Raw genomic sequence first — 19,471 nt, forward strand, 5'->3', positions numbered from 1 at the left:
TTACATGATGGGAAAGACGACGCGCCAAGGGGCTGCGGCGGCACCCATTTCTTAGAAAAATGCGGGGGCTATGGTCCCCAGACCCGAGGTTGTGACATGGCTGTCCCACAGAATAAGATCACGCGGTCACGCCGCGGTAACCGTCGCTCGCATGATGCCCTGGTTGCAGGAAACCCGGCAGAATGCCCCAACTGCGGCGAGCTGAAGCGCCCCCACCACGTGTGTGGTGCCTGCGGCCACTACGACGACCGTGAAGTCGTTGCGCAGGCCGACGAGATTGATCTGGACGAAGACGCGGCGTAAGCCCCCAGCTTTGGGGCTTTGAGCCTGACTCATGTCTTCTGCAAGCGATCAGGCTAATATTCCTGCCCCCTCCACCGTTATTTCGGTGGATGCGATGGGGGGCGACCGTGGGCCGGCAGCTGTGGTTGCCGGCATCGCACGTTCTGCAGCAAAGAACCCTGACATTGGATTCATCCTGCACGGCCCCGAGGATACGCTTTCCCGGCTGGTCGCCAAGAAACGTGTGCTGAGCGGACGGTGCGAGATTCGCAATGCCGAAACCGTTGTCAAAATGGATGACAAGCCCAGCCACGTGATGCGGCGCGGCAAAGGGTCGTCCATGTGGTCTGCGATTGAATCGGTCCGCAATGGCGACGCATCGGTCTGTGTTTCTTGTGGCAACACCGGCGCTTTGATGGCGCTGTCGATGGTGCGTTTGCGCAAGTTGCCTGGGGTGAACCGCCCGGCAATCGCCTGTCTGTGGCCGTCAAAGAACCGGGGTGGTTTCAACGTGATGCTGGATGTCGGCGCCGATATCCGCGCCGATGCAGATGACCTGTTGCAATATGCGCTTATGGGCGCGTCCTATGCCCGCAATGGTCTGGCCCTTAGCCATCCGCGTATCGGGCTGCTGAATGTCGGCACCGAAGAACACAAGGGCCGGGCCGAGCTGAAGGCCGCCCATGACCTGATCGCCGCGAACGCAAAAAGCAACGATTATGAATTCGTTGGCTTTGTCGAAGGCGGAGACATCCCGTCGGCCAAGGTCGATGTGATCGTTACCGATGGGTTTACCGGCAATGTGGCGCTAAAGACCGCCGAAGGCACCGCCAGTCTGATTTCTCAACTGCTGCGCGCGGCGTTTAACCATACGCCGCTGTCGCGGATCGCGGCGATGCTGGCCTACACCTCGATGCAACGGCTGAAGAAGCGGATTGATCCGCGCCGGGTGAATGGCGGTGTATTCCTAGGTCTGAACGGCACCGTGGTTAAGTCGCACGGCTCGGCCGACGCGACCGGTATTTCCGCCGCGGTCAAACTGGCGTTCCAGCTGGGCGAAAGCGGATTTTCAGAAAGACTGGCAGCACGGGTTGCATCGGCCACGGCGCCGCGCCAAGATGCAGGTGCAGAAGGGCCAGAGGTGAAAGACAATTTATGACCATCAGGGCCGTAGTAAAAGGCGTAGGGCATTACCTGCCGGAACGTGTCGTTGAGAACAAAGAATTTGAGAAATCCCTCGATACAAACGACGAATGGATTCGCGCCCGCACTGGTATAGAACGCCGCCACTTCGCCGCCGAAGGCGAAACGACCTCTCGCTTGGCCGCAAACGCTGCGCTGGCCGCGTTGGAAGATGCCGGTCTGAAGCCTGATGATGTTGATGCGCTCATCGTTGCAACCTCGACCCCTGACAACACTTTTCCGTCCTGTGCCACCATGGTGCAGGATAAAATCGGGATGTCCGCCGGGTTTGCCTTTGATGTCCAGGCCGTCTGCGCCGGTTTTGTCTATGCGCTGACCAATGCCCATGCGCTGATCGTGGCGGGCACGGCCAAACGGGTTCTGGTGATCGGGGCCGAAACGTTTTCGCGCCTGATGGACTGGGAAGACCGTGGCACCTGTGTGCTGTTTGGCGATGGTGCTGGGGCTGTGGTGCTGGAAGCACAAGAAGGTGCCGGGACCGCTCAGGATCGGGGGATTCTGTCGACCGACCTGAATTCGGACGGTCAGTTCCGCGATATCCTCTATGTCGATGGCGGTGTCTTTTCGGAAAATACCGGCCATCTGCGCATGGTTGGCAAGGAAGTCTTCCGCCACGCGGTTGAGAAACTCGCGAAAACCGCCCATGCCGCGCTAGAGAAGGCCGGGCTGGGCAGTGGCGACGTGGATTGGGTTGTCCCCCATCAGGCCAACATGCGGATCATCAAGGCCACCACGCAACGTATGCAGGTGCCGTTGGACAAGGTCATCATCACTGTTCAGGACCACGGCAACACTTCGGCGGCGTCGATCCCCCTGGCGTTGTCGGTTGGTAAGGCCAGCGGCAAGATCAAACAGGGTGATTTGGTCGTGACCGAAGCCATTGGCGGTGGTCTGGCATGGGGATCCGTGGTGGTGCGCTGGTAAAAAGCTGCGCAAACTCTGATCTGCAAGCTGTTGATATTGACTCGGAAATCAATTCCAGCGCAAGTTAGGGATCAATTGAAGAATTATTGACCCAGGGTGGAAAAATGGCCGGCAAAACACTGACCCGAATGGACCTCAGCGAATCTGTGTTTCGTGAGGTTGGTCTGTCGCGCAATGAATCCGCGACGCTGGTAGAAGATATCCTGCAGCATATGTCGGACGCGCTGGTCAGTGGTGAGCAAGTCAAGATTTCGTCTTTTGGAACCTTTTCCGTACGTGAAAAGGCCGCCCGCGTGGGCCGCAATCCGAAAACCGGCGAAGAAGTTCCGATTTCGCCACGCCGTGTCCTGACTTTCCGCCCCTCGCACCTGATGAAAGATAAGGTTGCGGCAGGGAACCGTAAGTAAGGACTGCGCACATGGAGAAAAAGTCACCAGACGCCTTTCGCACGATCAGCGAGGTGTCAGAATGGCTTGAAACTCCGACCCATGTGCTGCGGTTTTGGGAAAGCAAATTCAATCAAGTGAAACCGGTGAAGCGTGCTGGTGGGCGTCGATATTATCGCCCGGCGGATATGCTGTTGCTGGGGGGCATCAAGAAGTTGCTTCACGAAGATGGCATGACCATTCGTGGGGCGCAAAAACTGCTCCGGGAACAGGGTGTTAAGAAGGTTTCGGCGTTGTCGCAGCCGCTGGATGGCGAAGACGCAATCGAAGCGCCGATGGCAGAAAATGTCGAAGAGGCCCCGCTCAGCGACAACGTTGTCGAGTTGCCCAAGAACAAGCCCCGTCTTGCGCCCGAGGCCCCGTCTGCTGCCCCTGCCCGAGCCCCGCTTGGTGTTGGCCTTCCCGACGATGATCCGACGGATGAAGACCAACTGGCACAGGTTATCAGTCTTCGGTCCTTGGTTCTGAGTGACGCTGCGCGCAGCCGTTTTCAGGCCGCAAGCGATGTTCAAAAGCAGAGTACGCTAAGCCGTTTAAAGGCGTTGCGGGACCGAATGCAATCCGGGGCATGATCCTTTGAAAATTCTGAGATTTCTGTCTTGCCCCCACGCGCAGAAATGGTATGAAGCGCTTCACGTCGGGCTATGGCGCAGCCTGGTAGCGCGTCCGTCTGGGGGACGGAAGGTCGCAGGTTCGAGTCCTGCTAGCCCGACCAAATACACGAACCGCCCGTGCTGGCATCAGCACCGGGCGGTTCTGTATATCTAAGGGGGTCACAGGGGGAATCATGGAAGATCAAATCGGCGTACTGCCTGCGCAAGCCATTGAAAACATGATTGAAACTGGCGCTCTTGCCGGTCAGCCTGCGATCGAAGCGGCTCAGGTTCAACCTGCATCTCTGGATTTAAGACTGGGCAATGTGGCCTATCGGGTACGGGCCTCTTTCCTGGCGGGTGAAGGGCGCAGCGTTGCGGATCGTCTGTCAGAATTTGAGATGCATCAGATTGATCTGACCGACAGTGCGGTGCTTGAAAAGGGCTGCGTCTATGTGGTGCCCCTGATGGAGAGCCTCGCCCTGCCCCAGTCAATTCAGGCGGTGGCGAATGCGAAGTCTTCGACCGGGCGTCTTGACCTTCTGACCCGCACAATCACCGATGGTGGCACAGAATTTGACCGCATTCCCGCAGGTTATACCGGCCCGCTTTATGCTGAAATCTGCCCGCGCAGCTTTTCCGTCAAAGTGCGCCCGGGCATGCGATTGAATCAGATCAGGTTCCGCAGCGGTCAGGCCATTCTGGATGATGCCACGCTGAAGGACCTGCATGCCAAGACCCCGCTGGTCACTGGCGGCCCGGCGGTCATTTCCGAGGGGCTGGGCTTTTCGGTTGATCTGGAGCCGGCAAAGGGTGACTTGGTTGGCTATCGCGCCAAGCCCCACACCGGGGTGATTGATCTGGATCTGATCAACCATTACGACCCGGCCGATTACTGGGAACCGATCCATACGAAAGACGGTCAGATCATCCTTGATCCCGGCGCTTTCTACATTTTGGTCAGCCGTGAAGCCGTGTGTATTCCGCCGCTCTATGCTGCTGAAATGGCACCATATTTAGCGATGGTCGGAGAATTCCGCGTGCATTATGCAGGGTTCTTTGACCCGGGTTTCGGCCATGCCGAAGCCGGTGGAGCCGGCGCACGCGGCGTGCTTGAAGTACGCTGCCACGAAGCGCCCTTTGTGCTGGAACACGGCCAGATTGTCGGACGGTTGGTCTATGAGAAAATGGCACAACGCCCAACCGAATTGTACGGCGTGGGCATTGCGTCAAACTATCAGGGCCAAGGGCTGAAATTGTCCAAGCATTTCCGGGCCTGAGCACCGTTCAGAATTTGCCGATCTTGCGTGTGACCCGCATCGCTTTTCTGGCATTTTTGGTCTGCTGGCGGGCGTTCTTGGCCTGCTGACGTTCTGCGGGCGTCATATCCTGCGGGTCGCGGCCACGCGTCGCGGCCATGTTAATCCCCTTGTTGACACCTTTATTGATCAGCTTTCGGGTGATCATGCGGATCACCATATTAATCATCTGGTTGCTCATTGTTTCGACCCTCCTCAGGCGTCGTCCTCAAACATATCGCTTTGGTCTTCGTCTTCGGGATTTTCGTCCTCGCCCAGATTTCCGGGCGGGGGTCTGTTTTCAAGCAGCCCGGCCGAGCGCAGCTCTTTGAGCCCAGGCAGGTCGCGCGCGCTTTCCAGGCCGAAATGGTCCAGAAAATCCTGTGTCACCACAAAGGTCACCGGACGGCCCGGTGTCATGCGGCGGCGCCCAAAACGGATCCACTCCATTTCAAGCAACTGATCAATCGTCCCGCGGCTGACACTCACGCCGCGAATTTCTTCGATTTCTGCGCGGGTGACGGGCGCATGATAGGCAATGATCGCCAAGGTTTCGATTGCAGCACGGCTCAGCTTGCGAGTTTCAACCGTTTCTTTTTGCATCAAGAAACCAAGGTCAGGCGCGGTGCGCATGGCCCAGGCGTCCCCTACTTTCACCACACGCACGCCGCGTCCTTCATAGCGTTTGCGCAGCAGGTGCAAGGCCTCGGCCGCGTCGCAGCCATGAGGCATACGGGCGTTCAAATCAGCCACGCTGACCGGCTCGGCGCTGGCAAACAGCACGGCTTCGACCATGCGCTCTTGTTCACCCATGGGCGGCGCTTCAAAGAGGGTCTGTTCGTCACTTTGCGGTTCGGCCATTAATCCGGCTTCCTGCGTATTTGGATGGGAGCGAAGGTTTCGCCCTGTTTGATTTCTATCGCCCCGGCCTTGGCAAGTTCGAGCGATGCGGCGAACGTAGCGGCAGTGGCCGAGCGACGTTTTTGCGGGTCTGTGTGCCAACCTTCAGGCAGGTAGCTGACCAGCATTGTCCAATCTCCAGCATAACCAATCAAGTGGCGCATGCTCTCAAGCGCCTGTTCCATGGTTAATACTGCATCACGATCCATCACAAAGGGGCGGAATTCGTCGCGGGTACGGATGCGGGCGTAACCCTGCATCAGATCGAGCAGCGTAGCCGTATAGGTTATTTTGCGCACACGGGTGACATCCTCGGGAATACCGCGCACGAAAAAGTCGCGGCCAAGCTGGTCTCGCCCCATCAAACGTGCAGCGGAATCCCGCATCGCCTGAAGGCGTTCCAGCTGAAAGGCCAGGTGGGCGGCCAGTTCTTCGCCCGACGGCCCCTCGTCTTCGGGGTCCGGTGGCAACAGAAGTCGTGACTTCAAAAACGCCAGCCAAGCCGCCATCACCAGATAGTCCGCAGCCAGTTCCAGGCGCAGCTGTTTGGCGCGTTCCACAAAAGCCAGATACTGTTGCGCCAGATGCATGACCGAGATCTTGCGCAGGTCGACTTTCTGTGTGCGCGACAGCGTCAGAAGAACGTCCAACGGTCCTTCAAACCCATCCACATCAACAATCAGCGATTCCGCCTCGACCCGTTCGGCGACAGACAGAGGCAGCTGTGGCTCAGACATGGGTCACAGCCATGCGGGCATCCCACTGCGCGATCAAATCGACAGGGTCTTCAGGCGCGCCACGAAGGGCAAGAGCGGCATCAGCGCGGGTCAAAGCAGCGGTGTTCAGGGCGCCGCAAGCCTTTGCAATATCCAGCATTTCCGGCATCTTGCCGTTGCAATGCAGAATGATATCGCAGCCCGCGCCCAACGCGATTTCACATCTGTTTTGCATGTCACCCGATAGCGCGTGCATAGAAATGTCGTCGCTCATCAACAGCCCGTCAAACCCGATATCTTTACGCATGATCTGATGCACAATCGACGAGTTTGTCGCGCAGTGAACACTGTCCAGTGCTTCGAACACAACGTGCGCCGTCATGCCCAAGGGCAGGTCTGACAGCGCTTTGAACGCGTTGAAATCCTCGTCAAACAGTGTCTGTGCCGGCAGATCGACACGCGGTAGTTCCAGATGGCTGTCAGCCGTTGCAGCACCATGGCCGGGGATATGTTTAAGCACCGGAAGCACGCCACCTGCCAGCAAACCATCGGCCACCGCGCGGCCAATCTTGGCCACCTGAACCGGGTTCATCCCATAGCAGCGGTTGTACAGAACCGGGTGGGTGTCGGGCCGGGCGATATCCGCACAAGGGGCGCAGTTTACATCGACCCCTACCGCACGCAGCTCGGCCGCAATCACGCGATAGCGCAGTTTCATGATCTCAGCTGCGGCCTCTGCGGCTCCTTCAACCTGACTAAGCGGCGGGATCCATTCGCGCCAGTGCGGCGCGGTCAGGCGTTCGACGCGCCCCCCCTCCTGATCAATCAGGATCATGGCATCACGCCCAACGCAGTCACGAAGTTCGCTTGTCAGAGAGCGCAGCTGATCAGGAGTGTCGACGTTACGGGCAAACAGAATGAACCCCAACGGGTCACTTTCAGCGAAGAAGGCTTTTTCCGTTGCGCTCAGACGTAGCCCTTCGCAGCCAAAAATGTAAGCTCCGGGCGCGCTCAACGAGACACCACCGGAATGCAATCAGCCTTTTCTGCGGTCAGCGCAGCGCAGAAGCGGCGCGCATCAGACAAGTCCGTAAAACCCACGGCGCGCAGGCGGTAAAAAGTGCGCCCACCACTTACGGCTGATTGGACAAGTCTTTGTTTTCCTTCCAGAAGACTTCCGAATTTGACCGACAGGCGCTGCCATTCATTGCGCGCCACTTCGGGGCTGTCAAAGGCGCCCAACTGCACCAGATTTGTCCCGGGCGCGACAGAGGTGGCGCTGACTTCTGTAGAAACGCTTGCCGGGGCCGGGCGCGATGCGGTCAGATCAACAGCCGGGCGCGGTTTGGGGCGCGGTGAACTTTGCAGGCCAGACACTTTAGGCACGGCAACGGGTGCGGGCGCTGGGGCCGGTGCCGGAGCGACAGCAGCGGTTTGAACTGGCTCAACCGGCGGCGACAGCGGCGTCGCCCCTTCCGAAATCTCCTGCGCCAACGCCAAAGCGGCGGCAACGGCCTCGGGCGCCACAATAGGTGACTGCGGGGCGGGTTCGGGCGCGGTGTCGGGTGTGGTCGCGGGCGCTGCGGCGGTTTCGACGCGCGGAACCGGGCGGAGCGCAGCTGGCGTCGCATCTTCAGTTGCCAGATCAACCGGGCTTGGCGCCAATAGCAAGCGATCTGCGGGTTCTGCGGCTTCGCCTTCTGCGGCGACCTGATTGACGGCCAGACCTTGATGATCGGCCTGTTGACCGCCCGGATCAACCGGCGCCACGCGCATCGGGCCTTCCAATGCCTGCACCACAGGGACGCCTGACACGTCCCGCATGGTCAGCTGAACACCCCAAACAGCCAGCCCAACCACCAGTCCAACCGAGGTCAAAGCCCCGGCCCAGGTGACCATGCTTTGCACAGCGCCAGAGCGCGGCTGTGCCTGAGGTTCTGTGTGATATTCGTCGTAGTCGATGTCTGCCATACCCGCCTCGCCGTCGACGGGCCGCGCGGTTTAACCGTGCAACCCGAACTGTCTTGCCTGCCTTCGACGCTGCGGTTTGCGCTTGTTTTTCAGCGCATTTCTTCCAGCGGCGTCACACCAAGAATACCAAGACCGGCGGAAATAACAACGGCCACGGAGCGGGCCAGCGCAATTTTCGCCTGAGATGTGGCCGCGTCACCCTCTTGCAGGAAGCGGAGTTCAGGCAGATCATTGCCGCGGTTCCACAGCGAATGCAGGTCCGAGGCAAGCTCATAGAGGTAAAACGCTACCCGGTGCGGCTCGTGCGTGCGGGCAGCGATTTCGACAATGCGCGGCCATTCGGCCAGTTTCTTGGCCACAGCCAGTTCTGCTTCGTGGTCCAGTTTCGACAGGTCGGCCCCTGCAAGCGTCGGGTCATCCACGGCCACGCCGCCCTCGGTCGCCTTGCGCAGCACCGAGCACACCCGCGCATGGGCGTATTGCACATAGAAAACCGGGTTGTCTTTGGATTGTTCGAGCACCTTGTCGAAATCAAAATCCAGCGGCGCGTCGTTTTTCCGGGTCAGCATGACAAAACGGGTCACACCGGCGCCCACCTGATCGACCACGTCGCGCAGGGTCACGAAGTTGCCCGCCCGTTTCGACATTTTGAACGGCTCGCCGTTTTTGAACAGGCGCACCAGCTGCGTCAGCTTGATGTCCAGCGGCACTTTGCCGTCTGACAGAGCCGATACAGCGGCCTTCATCCGTTTGACATAGCCACCGTGGTCGGCGCCAAAAACGTCGATCAGTTGGTCATAGCCGCGCGAAACCTTGTCATAGTGATAGGCGATATCGGGGGCGAAATAGGTCCAGGCACCGTCCGACTTCTTGACAGGGCGGTCAACGTCATCCCCGTGCTCGGTGGATTTGAACAGGGTCTGTTCGCGCGGTTCCCAATCTTCGGGCATCTTACCCTTGGGCGGCTCAAGCACGCCTTCATAGATCAGGCCCTTGTTTTCAAGGCTTTCCAAGGCGCTTTCGATCTTGCCCGTGCCATAGAGCGATTTTTCGCTATAGAAAACGTCCATTTCGACGCCCAAGGCGGCCAGATCGGCGCGGATCAGATCCATCATCGCTTCGGTAGAGAACTCGCGCACCTCGTCCAGCCAGATGTCTTCGCCTTTGCCAACATAGGCATCGCCCACCTTGGCTTTCAGGTCCTCACCGACCGCAACCAGATAATCCCCCGGATAGGTGCCATCAGGGAATTCAACCTTCTCACCGTGCGCTTCGAGATACCGAAGATAGACCGAGCGCGCCAAAACATCGACCTGCGCGCCACCGTCGTTGATGTAATATTCGCGGGTCACGTCAAAACCTGCGTAATCCAACAGGCTACACAGCGCGTCGCCAAACACCGCACCACGGGTGTGGCCCACGTGCAAAGGCCCGGTCGGGTTGGCCGAGACATACTCGACGTTCACCTTGTCGCCCTGCCCCATGTCCGAGCGGCCAAAAGAGGCGCCTTGCTCTAGTACGGCTTTGACCAGCCCCTGCCACAGCGCAGGCGCCAGACGCAGATTCAGGAAACCCGGGCCCGCAACCTCGGCCAATGCAATCCGATCATCGGCGGCCAACTTGGCGGCCAAAGCATCGGCAATGTCACGCGGCTTCATCTTGGCGGGTTTGGCCAGCACCATCGCGGCGTTAGTGGCCATATCCCCATGAGCGGCATCGCGCGGAGGCTCCACCGCAACATTCTTGAAATCCAGCCCCTCGGGCAGCACACCCTCGGCCACCATTTGGGTCAGGCTGTCGATCACCAGCGCGCGCAGTTCGGTAAAGAGGTTCATTTCGGGCATCCTTTGGTTGCCCGGCGGTTTACCACGGGCACAAGCGGCGTCAATCCTGCGTTGGCGGTTCGGGCGGCACCATGGTGATCAGCGTGCTGTCATGGGGCAGTTTAAGCTCGGGGTCATCGGCTACAAAGCTTAGATCGCCAGACGGCGTCAGGCGGCCCAGCAGTACGGCTTCGGGGTTCATTTCACGCCAATGTGTCAGGGTGAACTCTTCGCTGATCTTCGGCGTGCGGAACTGCCATCCGGCGCGCATCTTGCGGTCCAGCTCGGCAAAACCTTCGTCACCGCCAATGGCTTGGCCGCCCAGTGACGGTGGCAAGGCGTGGCGGGCAATCCCCTGCCCCGGCCGTTTGACCTGATGCACGTTGTCGCGGCCAAACTCGGGTGCCAGATCGGTGGCGACCAGCGTGTTATAGGCGTCATTGTCGGTGGCGGCGATGATCATGCCATAAGGGGCCATTTCAAGGTGGTGTTCAGCGCCCTCAGACAGGATGTCGCCATAGAAGGTCGGCACTCCGGCCTCGCGCGCATGACGCAGGTGGCTGCGGTTACGGTCGGCGATCAGCACCGGAACTTCGATCTTTTGCAGGGCTTGCGCCAGCCCCAAAGACCAGCGCGAACCGCCCAACAGCACAACGCCCGAGACCTCTCCGCCGGTCAGGCCCAGAGCGCGCGCCAGCGGGGTCAGGGTGAATCCGTGCAACACAACGGTGGCCGCGACCAAGGCAAAGGCCAGCGGTGCGATTTGCGCGCCATCGGTGATGCCAATCGCCGCCAAACGTTCGCCAAACAGCCCGGCCACGGCCACCAAAACCACCCCGCGCGGGCCGGTGAAGGCAACCAACAGCTTTTCGCGGACCGGCAACCCGGTGAAGGCCAGCGACAACAATACCGTCAAAGGCCGCGCCACAAGAATCACACAGGCCACAAACGCTGCCGCGCGCCAGTCCAGCATCGCGAGTGTTTCCAGCTTCATCGACGCGGCCAGAAGGATAAACACCCCCGAAACCAACAAGATCGTGGCGTGTTCTTTGAACCGGCGCAGCTCGACGTAAGACGGTAAATCGGCATTGGCGATCCACAGGCCCATTACCGTTACGGCCAACAGCCCGCTTTCATGCAGCACCGCATCTGACAGAGCAAACGCGCCCAACAGCACGGCAAACAGCACAGGGACTTTCATGTATTCAGGCACCAAGGCGCGGCGGAACCCTTGTGCTATGCCCCAGCCCGCAGCTGCCCCAACGATGGCCGCGAAACCGATGCCGATGATCAGCTCTTGCGCGGCGTGGCCGGGCGTGGTGGCGGCGTTCATCACGATCACCACCTCAAAGGCCAGCACGGCGGCCAATGCGCCGACCGGGTCATTGACGATGGCCTCCCACTGCAACAAGGCGGCGGGGCGGCGTTTCAGGCGCGCCGAGCGCAGCAGGGGCGCGATCACCGTGGGGCCGGTGACGATCATGATGCCGCCAAAGACCCAAGACGCAGGCCAACCCAGACCAGCAACATAGTGCAATGACAGGGCCGAAGCGACCCAGCCCACCGGCGCGCCGACAATGACCAGGCGCCGCACACCTTTGGCCGCGTCAGCCAGTGAATGCAGGTTCAGCGTCAGCCCGCCCTCAAACAGAATGATCGCGACGGCGATGGATATCATCGGCCCCATCAACGGGCCAATATCGCGCACCGGGTCAAAAAACCCCAGAACCGGGCCAACCATCAGCCCGGCGAGCAGCATCAAAACAATCGCCGGCATGCGCAAACGCCACGCCAACCATTGCGACCCAACCCCCAAAGCGCCCACAAGGGCGAAGGCCATTACCGGGGTCATTGCCCCATCTGCTGCTACTGCCATCACGCGTTCCTCGTTACCTGACCGACAAGTTTGCCGATCCGTTCGTTCAGGGCAAGGGTCTAGACACTGGCGATTAGTCTGGAGTGTTCCTGCATGGCGAACCGATCCGTCATTCCCGAAATGTAATCAGATACGATCCGGGCCAGCGTGGTTTCGTCGCCTGCGTCAGCCACATCCTTGCGCCATTGTTTTGGCAGCAAATCGGGTTGTTCCATGAACAGAGGGAACAGCTCGTTGACCTGTTTGGTAACAACTTTGCGCATCTCAACAACCGAAGGCGCGCGGTACATGCGGTAAAACAGGAACTCGCGGATCACTTTCAGCTTTTCGAACACCTCATCCGAAAACCGAACCATCGGTCGCCCGGCATGGCGGATATCATCGGCCGATTTTGGGTCCAGAGCAGCCAGATTGGCTTTGGCCTGATCCAGAACATCCTCGACCAGAATGCCAAAAAACCGGCGCAGGGCTTCGTGGCGGCGGCGATAATAGTTCAGCCCGGGATACTTGGCATCAACGGCGGCGAAACAGCCATCCAGTAGGGGCAGTTCGGCCAGCTCATCGGTCGAGAAGAGTTCAGCCCGCAGGCCATCATGCAAATCATGGTTGTTATAGGCGATATCATCAGACAGCGCCGCCACCTGAGCTTCGCAACTGGCATGGGTGTGCAATTCAAGATCATGGCGCGCGTTATATTCAGACAGCGCATAAGGCAGATCGCCGGTCACCGGCCCATTGTGTTTGGCAATGCCTTCAAGGGTTTCCCATGTCAGGTTCAACCCGTCAAAATCGGCATAGTGACGTTCCAGCGAAGTCACGATCCGGATCGCCTGTGCGTTGTGATCAAACCCGCCGTAAGGCTCCATCAGCAATTCCAGCGCGTCTTCGCCGGTGTGCCCAAACGGCGTATGGCCCAGATCATGCGCCAACGCGACCCCTTCGGTCAGCGCAAGGTTCAGCCCCAGAACGCCCGAAATCGTGCGCGCCACCTGTGCAACCTCAATCGAATGGGTCAGGCGGGTGCGAAAGTAATCTCCCTCGTGTTCAATGAACACCTGGGTCTTATGTTTCAGGCGCCGAAAGCTTGACGCATGGATGATCCGATCCCGATCGCGCTGGAAACAACTGCGAAAGGTGCTGATCTCTTCGGGATAGAGCCGCCCGCGCGATTGTGCGGGATCGCACGCATAGGGTGCCACCATTTTCTCTGCCTTTTCTTGTGGCCTGTTATCTTCGATCATATATTGAACACGTCACAGGATTGATACGGGATTTTCACCATGGACATCACCTTGCCGCCAAAGGTAACCGAACGCGCCTTTGAACGCCTTGCCGAGATCGGCGCGGGCGCGCAGGGAAAGGTGTTGCGCGTGGCCGTCGAAGGTGGCGGGTGTTCAGGGTTTCAGTATGAAATCAAACTGGACGACGCCGAGGCTGATGATCTGGTGCTTGAAGGCGCCGGGGAAAAGGTTGTGGTCGATTCCGTGTCCCTGCCCTTCCTATCCAATGCCGTTATCGACTTTACGGATGAAATCATTGGCGCGCGGTTTGTTATCGACAATCCAAACGCCACGGCCAGCTGCGGTTGTGGCACCAGTTTCTCGATGTGACTTGACGGCGCGGGTGGCTTAGGCGCATCTGCGCGTCATGGCAGGACGGCTTTCATACAAAACGGTGATCCTTGGCGCTGGGGCTGCAGGTATGATGTGCGCGGCGCATGCGGGGCCTGATACCTTGGTGATTGACCACGCTAAAGCGGCGGGGGAAAAGATCCGAATATCGGGCGGCGGGCGTTGCAACTTCACCAATATGTACGCCAGCGCCGAGAATTTTATCTCGCAAAACAATCACTTCGCTAAATCCTCTCTGGCGCGCTACACCCAGTGGGATTTTGTCGAGCTGATGGGAAAACACAGCATTTCCTGGCATGAAAAGACGCTGGGTCAGCTGTTTTGTGACGACACAGCCCGCGACGTGGTGACCATGCTGTTGTCGGAAATGACCAAGGCCGGGGCCGAGCTGTGGTTGCAGACAACCGTGACCGCGATCGCCAAAACCGAAGGCGGTTTTGCCCTGTCTCTCTCGGATGGCCGGGTTTTGCGGGCCCTGAACGTGGTGGTGGCCACCGGTGGTAAGTCCATCCCGAAAATGGGCGCCAGCGGCTTTGGCTATAAGATCGCCGAACAGTTCGGGCATACGATTGTCGAAACCCGCCCTGCCCTTGTGCCTTTGACCTTTGGCGATCGGTTCAGCGCCCTTTCTGGCACATCGCTTGCCACGCAGGCACGGGCCAACGGGGCGTCGTTTGATGAGGCCACCCTGTTTACCCATCGCGGTCTTTCCGGCCCTGCCATTTTGCAGATTTCCAGTTATTGGCGCGAAGGCGATACCATCGCGCTGGACCTGCTGCCGGATGTTGATGCGTTCTCGGCCCTGCGTGAACTGCGTTCTGAAGCCGGGAAGAAGTCGGTGAACACCGTTCTTGGTGCGCTTGTGCCGAGCAAACTTGCCCAACACCTGTGTGACATCTGGTCACTAGACGGAAATATGGCGGATTACAGCGACACAAAGCTGCGCGATCTGGCAAGCAAGATGCACAGCTGGCATCTGACGCCCACCGGATCAGAAGGATATCGCACCGCCGAGGTTACCCTTGGCGGCGTTGATACCGACGGGCTGAACGCCCGCACAATGGAAAGCAAAACCGTGCCCGGCCTTTATTTTATCGGTGAAGTTGTCGATGTCACCGGCTGGCTGGGCGGGTATAACTTCCAATGGGCCTGGTCCTCGGGCCACGCGGCGGGCACAGCTTTGCGGGCCTAACCGACAATATGATAGCCGCCGTCGATGTAATGCACCCCGCCGGTGACGTTCTTCGCTGCATCCGAGGCAAGGAATGCGGCATAGGCGCCGACGTCCTCTATACTGGCCAGTTGATGCGTCGGAGCCCGGTCAGCGGCGTCTTTCATCATGTCGTCAAAATGGGCGATGCCCGAGGCCGCGCGGGTCATCAAAGGGCCGGGTGACAGCGCATGCACACTGATGCCTTTGGGGCCAAGCTCGGCAGCGATGTATTTCGTGACACTTTCCAAAGCGGCTTTGACCGGCCCCATGACATTGTAGTTTTCGACAACCTTTTCAGAGCCATAGAAGCTGACCGTCATGCACGTCCCGCCATCCGCCATAAGCGGTTCCGCCGCCCGCACAAGTCGGATGAACGAGCCAACCGAGATATCCATAGCCTGTGTGAATCCCTGCCGGGAACAATCGGTGACACGGCCGTGTAGGTCGTCCATCGGGCAAAAGGCGATGGAATGCAGGCAGATGTCGATACGCCCCCATTGCTGATTGATCTGATCAAACAGCGCGGTGAACTGCCCGTCGTTGTCGACATTTAGCGGCGCGATGATTTCGGCCCCCAGATCTTCGGCCAAAGGGCGCACCCATTTTTCAGCCTTTTCGTTCAGATAGGTGATCGCCAGATCAGCGCCCTGCGCTTTCAGTGCCTTGGCACAGCCATAGGCGATAGAATGTTCATTTGCGATGCCCAGTATCAGGGCTTTCTTTCCCTTGAGTGAAAACATGACGCGCCCTTTCGCGTGTTGAATCACTCCTCCCTGCATCTAACCTGCAGCAGGCCAATCCACCGGCCTATGATGCAAATCAAGGCGCGATGGGATCTGGGCCTAGGCACGATAGGCGGCGCACCCTTTCAAAGCGGCCGCATCGTCAAGGATCGCATAGACCGGTACGAGGCGCACAGTGTTCAACGTAAAGGGGCTTTGATACAGGCCGCTAAATTCATTTTTAGCGTCTGAACACAGAAGGTTACGGGCAACGCCGCCGGCAAAGTAAATGCCGTTTCTGGGCAGGAAAGCCATGGTCAGGTTGCGCGTTAGCGTTGCCAATAACCGGGCATAAATCTGGTCAAACGCGACGGTTGAAATACCAGACTCATGCAACAAACCAGCATAGCCACGGCCTGAAAAAACCTCTTCGATGGTGTTGAAACGTGATGACGCCTTGGGGATTGCAGCGTTCAGCAGCACAGCGACGTCTTGAGGCAAGCTGATATGCCCGTATTCCACGTTCAGATTGGTGACCTGCCCGTCGCCGATCAGAACGGGTGACAGGTTAAACCCCGTCCCCACCCCTACGATCAGGGCCTGACCGTTGCCGTTTGCCGGTTGGTCTGGCTTGAATACAGTAGACACACAATCGGGCCCCAGCTGCGCACTGGCCTGCCCCAGAGCCGCCAGATCGTTTAGCAGTTTGACACCGTTGCCCTGAATATGTCGCGACAGCAAAGACTGGTCAAAGCTCCACCCCCGGTTGGTCAGGTTTGCCTTCCCATCGTCAACCGGGCCCGCGACCGCGACAACCATATCCGAGATGTCGAAACTTGTTCTGGCGCTAAGGTAGCGCGCCAGAACAGAGTCGAAACTGTCAAACCCGTCGTTTCGAAAGCTTTCGATGGTATCGGGGCGCAATACCCCGTCCAGAGTCAGGCCCAGACGGGTGTTGGTACCGCCGACATCAGCAACCAATCGTGTGCTGGTCAATTCAAACGGTCTCCGCTTTCGGGGGCAAAGTAGGAAACTTTGCTAAGGTCAAAAGCAAGAGGCAGGGTTTTGCCCGACTGGGCGCTGGTTTCTGCATGTAAGCGCGCTGTTACCTGTTTGCCTCCCAGATGGGACACAACGAAGGTGTCAGCCCCTGCCGGTTCAACCATTTCGATCAGACACTCTGCCTTTTGCACAGACTCACCCGCCCGGAACCCGGCTTCAGCGATATCTTCCGGGCGCAGGCCCAGAATGACATCCTCGGGCAGATCGGGCGCTTGGGTGTCGGTCAAGACCAGCGGCGCCTCTCCGTCGCGACTGATTTCAATCTGAGTGCCCGTGCCGTTTGGTTTGGCCCGTGCCGGGATCAGGTTCATCGCCGGGCTGCCCATGAAATCGGCCACGAACAGGTTGGCGGGTCGATTGTAGATTTCCGCCGGAGAGCCAATCTGTTGAACGATCCCGCCTTTCAGCACCACGATTTTGGTTGCAAGCGTCATCGCTTCGATCTGGTCATGAGTAACGTAAACCATTGTTGCACCTAGGTTTTGGTGCAGCTTCTTGATCTCGGTCCGCATTTCAACCCGCAGCTTGGCGTCAAGGTTTGACAACGGCTCATCAAACAAGAACAGCTTAGGATCGCGCACCAATGCGCGCCCCATCGCAACCCGCTGACGCTGCCCGCCGGACAGCTGCCCAGGGCGCCGGTGAAGCAGCTGTTCGATCTGCAATTGCCCGGCGACCTCTTGTAGTTTGCGCTCTTGCGTGGCGGCATCCACGCCGCGCACCTTCATGCCAAAGGTGATGTTCTTGGCAACGCTCATGGTTGGGTAAAGCGCGTAAGACTGGAACACCATGGCGATGTCGCGATCCTTGGGGCTGACATGGGTCATGTCGCGCCCGCCGATGTGAATGGTGCCATCAGTGATCGGTTCCAGCCCTGCGATACAGTTTAGCAAGGTAGACTTACCGCAGCCCGACGGCCCGACAAGCACAAGGAAGTCCCCCGGCTCGATCGCCACGTTGATATCTTTAAGGATCTCAACCGGGCCATAGTTTTTATAGAGGTTCTTGATATCCAGAATAGGAGCCATGGGTTTAGCCTTTCACGGATCCGGCGGTCAGGCCGCGGATGAAGTATTTGCCGGCGACAACATAGACCAGAAGGGTTGGCAAGGCGGCGATGATCGCGGCGGCCATGTCTACGTTGTATTCTTTCACACCGGTGGTGGAGTTGACGATGTTGTTCAGAGCGACGGTCACGGGTTGTGTCCCGGCCTGGCTGAACGAAACCCCGAACAGGAAGTCATTCCAGATTTGGGTGAACTGCCAGATGACGGTAACCACGATAATCGGCAGCGACAGCGGCAGGAAGATCGACCAGAAAATCCGAAAGAACCCAGCGCCGTCGACCTTGGCGGCTTTGACCAGTTCCTGCGGGATGGTGACGTAATAGTTGCGGAAGAACAGCGTGGTGAAGCCGATGCCATAGATCACGTGGACAAAGATCAGGCCCGGGATCGTGCCCGCCAGCCCCATCAGCCCCAGCATGCGTGCCATCGGAAGCAGCACCACCTGAAACGGGATGAAGCAACCAAACAATAGCAACGAGAAGATCAGGTTTGCCCCTCGAAAACGCCATTGGGCGATCACATAACCATTCAGCGCCCCCACGACAGTCGAGATCAGTACCGCAGGAATTGCCAGCACGACAGAGTTCCAGAAATACGGCCGCAGCCCTTCACACTGGATGCCAGTACAGGCCCCTGACCACGCGGTGCGCCATGCCTCAAACGTGATTTCACGCGGGAAGGCGATAAGGCTGCCGGTACGAATTTCTTCTAGGCTTTTCAACGATGTGGTGACCATCACGAACAGTGGCATCAGGTAAAACAGGGCGAACAGGCCCAGCAGTGCGAAAAGCAATGCACGCAGCAGGATTTTACCCCAGGGGCGGCTTTGGGTCGGGTTGATGACAAGATCAGTCATGTTTCTTCACCCTCAGTTCAGAGTAGAGGTACGGCACGATAATCGCGAAAACGACGGCCATCATGACCATGGCGGAGCTTGCCGCCTGCCCGATATCGCCGCGAGAAAACGCCATGGCATACATGTAGGTCGCAGGCAGGTCAGTGGCATAACCGGGGCCACCGCCGGTCAAGGCGATCACCAGATCGAAGCTTTTGATCGCCAGATGCGCCAGTACGATGAAAGCGGACAGAAAGATCGGCGCCATAGACGGGATGATGATCGCCGAATAGATGCGATAACTTGGGATTCCGTCGACTTGCGCGGCTTTGATGATTTCGCCGTCGACGCTACGCAGACCGGCAAGAAACAGCGCCATGACAAAGCCAGATGCCTGCCAGACACCGGCGATGACGACCGCATAGATCGCCCTGTCAGGGTTAATCACCCAGTCAAAGCTAAAGTTTTCAAACCCCCAGCCACGGACCATGTTTTCGATCCCCAGACCGGGGTTCATGATCCATTTCCATGCTGTGCCGGTGACGATCATCGACAGCGCCATCGGGTAGAGATAGATCGTGCGCAACACGCCTTCAGTACGGACTTTCTGATCCAGCAGGATTGCCAGCAGCAGCCCCAGCACCATTGAAGTCACTATGAACAGCGTTCCAAAGATAAACAGGTTGCCCATCGCCGTGTCCCAGCGCGGGCTGTCGAACAGGCGGTCGTATTGGATGAACCCTTTGATTTCGTATTTTGGCAGAAGTTTCGAGCGGGTCAGCGAAACCCAGGCGGTCCAGGCGATAAAGCCATAAACGAACACCAGGATCGCGATGAAAGATGGGGCAAGCACCATCTTTGGAATATGACGTTCAAGCCATTCGGTCATTGTAACGGCCCTTATTTTGG

Annotated in this window: 21 protein-coding genes and 1 tRNA gene; 9 read left to right on the forward strand and 13 right to left on the reverse strand. The window is 58.5% G+C overall.

Annotation, left to right across the window (positions count from 1 at the left end):
• Window positions 1-96: 96 nt before the first annotated feature.
• The 7 genes from rpmF to ATO10_RS03315 all read left to right on the forward strand — a co-directional run bounded on the left by rpmF (window position 97) and on the right by ATO10_RS03315 (window position 4,728).
• Entirely contained in the window at window positions 97-303 is a 207-nt protein-coding gene (rpmF, locus tag ATO10_RS03285) for a 50S ribosomal protein L32 (protein ID WP_035247909.1), read from the forward strand.
• A 31-nt stretch (window positions 304-334) separates the two neighbouring features.
• Window positions 335-1,441, forward strand: a complete 1,107-nt coding sequence (gene plsX / locus ATO10_RS03290) for a phosphate acyltransferase PlsX (protein WP_035247912.1) — start codon at window positions 335-337, stop codon at window positions 1,439-1,441.
• Entirely contained in the window at window positions 1,438-2,409 is a 972-nt protein-coding gene (locus ATO10_RS03295; RefSeq protein WP_035247913.1) for a beta-ketoacyl-ACP synthase III, read from the forward strand. Before plsX ends, ATO10_RS03295 begins: the two co-directional genes overlap by 4 nt.
• A gap of 104 nt (window positions 2,410-2,513) precedes the next feature.
• Window positions 2,514-2,816 (forward strand): integration host factor subunit alpha, encoded by a 303-nt coding sequence (gene ihfA, locus ATO10_RS03300; RefSeq protein ID WP_035247916.1) that lies wholly within the window; start codon window positions 2,514-2,516, stop codon window positions 2,814-2,816.
• Between the two features lie 11 nt (window positions 2,817-2,827).
• Entirely contained in the window at window positions 2,828-3,427 is a 600-nt protein-coding gene (locus tag ATO10_RS16140; RefSeq protein WP_081806403.1) for a MerR family transcriptional regulator, read from the forward strand.
• 66 nt (window positions 3,428-3,493) lie between these two features.
• Window positions 3,494-3,570: transfer RNA gene (locus ATO10_RS03310), tRNA-Pro, on the forward strand.
• Between the two features lie 72 nt (window positions 3,571-3,642).
• Window positions 3,643-4,728 carry a 2'-deoxycytidine 5'-triphosphate deaminase gene (locus tag ATO10_RS03315; protein WP_035247919.1) on the forward strand — a complete coding sequence of 362 codons (1,086 nt, stop codon included), beginning with the start codon at window positions 3,643-3,645 and terminating at the stop codon, window positions 4,726-4,728.
• Window positions 4,729-4,735: 7 nt separating this feature from the next.
• On the opposite strand, the gene ATO10_RS03320 is transcribed toward ATO10_RS03315, so the two are convergent.
• From ATO10_RS03320 to ATO10_RS03355, 8 genes are all read right to left on the reverse strand, one after another.
• A complete protein-coding gene (locus tag ATO10_RS03320) occupies window positions 4,736-4,948 on the reverse strand; it encodes a hypothetical protein (protein ID WP_035247922.1) in 213 nt (70 codons plus the stop codon).
• Window positions 4,949-4,962: 14 nt separating this feature from the next.
• A complete protein-coding gene (gene scpB, locus ATO10_RS03325; RefSeq protein ID WP_035247925.1) occupies window positions 4,963-5,607 on the reverse strand; it encodes an SMC-Scp complex subunit ScpB in 645 nt (214 codons plus the stop codon).
• On the reverse strand, window positions 5,607-6,383 hold the full coding sequence (locus ATO10_RS03330; RefSeq protein WP_035247929.1) for a segregation and condensation protein A: 777 nt from the start codon (window positions 6,381-6,383) through the stop codon (window positions 5,607-5,609). The genes scpB and ATO10_RS03330 overlap by 1 nt, the downstream gene beginning before the upstream one ends.
• Complete coding sequence (gene nagZ, locus ATO10_RS03335; protein ID WP_035247932.1) at window positions 6,376-7,377, reverse strand: beta-N-acetylhexosaminidase; 1,002 nt, start codon at window positions 7,375-7,377, stop codon at window positions 6,376-6,378. The genes ATO10_RS03330 and nagZ overlap by 8 nt, the downstream gene beginning before the upstream one ends.
• On the reverse strand, window positions 7,374-8,333 hold the full coding sequence (locus ATO10_RS03340; protein ID WP_035247935.1) for an SPOR domain-containing protein: 960 nt from the start codon (window positions 8,331-8,333) through the stop codon (window positions 7,374-7,376). Before ATO10_RS03340 ends, nagZ begins: the two co-directional genes overlap by 4 nt.
• An 89-nt stretch (window positions 8,334-8,422) precedes the next feature.
• Window positions 8,423-10,168 (reverse strand): arginine--tRNA ligase, encoded by a 1,746-nt coding sequence (argS, locus tag ATO10_RS03345; protein ID WP_035247936.1) that lies wholly within the window; start codon window positions 10,166-10,168, stop codon window positions 8,423-8,425.
• Between the two features lie 49 nt (window positions 10,169-10,217).
• The gene (locus tag ATO10_RS03350) at window positions 10,218-12,032 is read right to left on the reverse strand and encodes a cation:proton antiporter (RefSeq protein WP_035247938.1); all 1,815 of its coding nucleotides are present in this window, start codon (window positions 12,030-12,032) and stop codon (window positions 10,218-10,220) included.
• Window positions 12,033-12,091: 59 nt separating this feature from the next.
• Complete coding sequence (locus tag ATO10_RS03355; protein ID WP_035247940.1) at window positions 12,092-13,234, reverse strand: deoxyguanosinetriphosphate triphosphohydrolase; 1,143 nt, start codon at window positions 13,232-13,234, stop codon at window positions 12,092-12,094.
• An 84-nt stretch (window positions 13,235-13,318) separates the two neighbouring features.
• On the opposite strand from ATO10_RS03355, the gene ATO10_RS03360 reads away from it, so the two are divergent.
• Both ATO10_RS03360 and ATO10_RS03365 read left to right on the forward strand, forming a co-directional pair.
• On the forward strand, window positions 13,319-13,642 hold the full coding sequence (locus ATO10_RS03360) for a HesB/IscA family protein (protein WP_035248362.1): 324 nt from the start codon (window positions 13,319-13,321) through the stop codon (window positions 13,640-13,642).
• A gap of 37 nt (window positions 13,643-13,679) precedes the next feature.
• Window positions 13,680-14,855, forward strand: a complete 1,176-nt coding sequence (locus ATO10_RS03365; RefSeq protein ID WP_035247942.1) for a BaiN/RdsA family NAD(P)/FAD-dependent oxidoreductase — start codon at window positions 13,680-13,682, stop codon at window positions 14,853-14,855.
• Here ATO10_RS03365 and fabI read toward each other — a convergent pair.
• The 5 genes from fabI to ATO10_RS03390 all read right to left on the reverse strand — a co-directional run bounded on the left by fabI (window position 14,852) and on the right by ATO10_RS03390 (window position 19,451).
• Window positions 14,852-15,616 (reverse strand): enoyl-ACP reductase FabI, encoded by a 765-nt coding sequence (fabI, locus tag ATO10_RS03370; RefSeq protein ID WP_035247944.1) that lies wholly within the window; start codon window positions 15,614-15,616, stop codon window positions 14,852-14,854. The two genes, ATO10_RS03365 and fabI, sit on opposite strands and share 4 nt — an antisense overlap.
• Before the next feature lie 102 nt (window positions 15,617-15,718).
• On the reverse strand, window positions 15,719-16,594 hold the full coding sequence (locus tag ATO10_RS03375; RefSeq protein WP_035247948.1) for a glucokinase: 876 nt from the start codon (window positions 16,592-16,594) through the stop codon (window positions 15,719-15,721).
• Window positions 16,591-17,688, reverse strand: a complete 1,098-nt coding sequence (locus ATO10_RS03380; protein ID WP_035247950.1) for an ABC transporter ATP-binding protein — start codon at window positions 17,686-17,688, stop codon at window positions 16,591-16,593. Before ATO10_RS03380 ends, ATO10_RS03375 begins: the two co-directional genes overlap by 4 nt.
• Before the next feature lie 4 nt (window positions 17,689-17,692).
• Window positions 17,693-18,583 (reverse strand): carbohydrate ABC transporter permease, encoded by an 891-nt coding sequence (locus ATO10_RS03385; protein WP_035247952.1) that lies wholly within the window; start codon window positions 18,581-18,583, stop codon window positions 17,693-17,695.
• Window positions 18,576-19,451, reverse strand: coding sequence for a carbohydrate ABC transporter permease (locus ATO10_RS03390; RefSeq protein ID WP_035247953.1), 876 nt, complete (start codon window positions 19,449-19,451; stop codon window positions 18,576-18,578). The genes ATO10_RS03385 and ATO10_RS03390 overlap by 8 nt, the downstream gene beginning before the upstream one ends.
• Between the last annotated feature and the right edge of the window lie 20 nt (window positions 19,452-19,471).

Source organism: Actibacterium atlanticum (assembly GCF_000671395.1).
In the GTDB taxonomy this organism is placed as follows: Bacteria; Pseudomonadota; Alphaproteobacteria; order Rhodobacterales; family Rhodobacteraceae; genus Actibacterium_D; species Actibacterium_D atlanticum.

What these genes read in the sequence shown, in the direction of transcription:
- rpmF (WP_035247909.1), top strand. Translation starts at nt 97, where the DNA reads ATGGCTGTCCCACAGAATAAGATCACGCGGTCACGCCGCGGTAACCGT.
- plsX (WP_035247912.1), top strand. Translation starts at nt 335, where the DNA reads ATGTCTTCTGCAAGCGATCAGGCTAATATTCCTGCCCCCTCCACCGTT.
- ATO10_RS03295 (WP_035247913.1), top strand. Translation starts at nt 1,438, where the DNA reads ATGACCATCAGGGCCGTAGTAAAAGGCGTAGGGCATTACCTGCCGGAA.
- ihfA (WP_035247916.1), top strand. Translation starts at nt 2,514, where the DNA reads ATGGCCGGCAAAACACTGACCCGAATGGACCTCAGCGAATCTGTGTTT.
- ATO10_RS16140 (WP_081806403.1), top strand. Translation starts at nt 2,828, where the DNA reads ATGGAGAAAAAGTCACCAGACGCCTTTCGCACGATCAGCGAGGTGTCA.
- ATO10_RS03315 (WP_035247919.1), top strand. Translation starts at nt 3,643, where the DNA reads ATGGAAGATCAAATCGGCGTACTGCCTGCGCAAGCCATTGAAAACATG.
- ATO10_RS03320 (WP_035247922.1), bottom strand. Translation starts at nt 4,948, where the DNA reads ATGAGCAACCAGATGATTAATATGGTGATCCGCATGATCACCCGAAAG.
- scpB (WP_035247925.1), bottom strand. Translation starts at nt 5,607, where the DNA reads ATGGCCGAACCGCAAAGTGACGAACAGACCCTCTTTGAAGCGCCGCCC.
- ATO10_RS03330 (WP_035247929.1), bottom strand. Translation starts at nt 6,383, where the DNA reads ATGTCTGAGCCACAGCTGCCTCTGTCTGTCGCCGAACGGGTCGAGGCG.
- ATO10_RS03340 (WP_035247935.1), bottom strand. Translation starts at nt 8,333, where the DNA reads ATGGCAGACATCGACTACGACGAATATCACACAGAACCTCAGGCACAG.
- argS (WP_035247936.1), bottom strand. Translation starts at nt 10,168, where the DNA reads ATGAACCTCTTTACCGAACTGCGCGCGCTGGTGATCGACAGCCTGACC.
- ATO10_RS03350 (WP_035247938.1), bottom strand. Translation starts at nt 12,032, where the DNA reads ATGGCAGTAGCAGCAGATGGGGCAATGACCCCGGTAATGGCCTTCGCC.
- ATO10_RS03355 (WP_035247940.1), bottom strand. Translation starts at nt 13,234, where the DNA reads ATGGTGGCACCCTATGCGTGCGATCCCGCACAATCGCGCGGGCGGCTC.
- ATO10_RS03365 (WP_035247942.1), top strand. Translation starts at nt 13,680, where the DNA reads ATGGCAGGACGGCTTTCATACAAAACGGTGATCCTTGGCGCTGGGGCT.
- fabI (WP_035247944.1), bottom strand. Translation starts at nt 15,616, where the DNA reads ATGTTTTCACTCAAGGGAAAGAAAGCCCTGATACTGGGCATCGCAAAT.
- ATO10_RS03380 (WP_035247950.1), bottom strand. Translation starts at nt 17,688, where the DNA reads ATGGCTCCTATTCTGGATATCAAGAACCTCTATAAAAACTATGGCCCG.
- ATO10_RS03385 (WP_035247952.1), bottom strand. Translation starts at nt 18,583, where the DNA reads ATGACTGATCTTGTCATCAACCCGACCCAAAGCCGCCCCTGGGGTAAA.
- ATO10_RS03390 (WP_035247953.1), bottom strand. Translation starts at nt 19,451, where the DNA reads ATGACCGAATGGCTTGAACGTCATATTCCAAAGATGGTGCTTGCCCCA.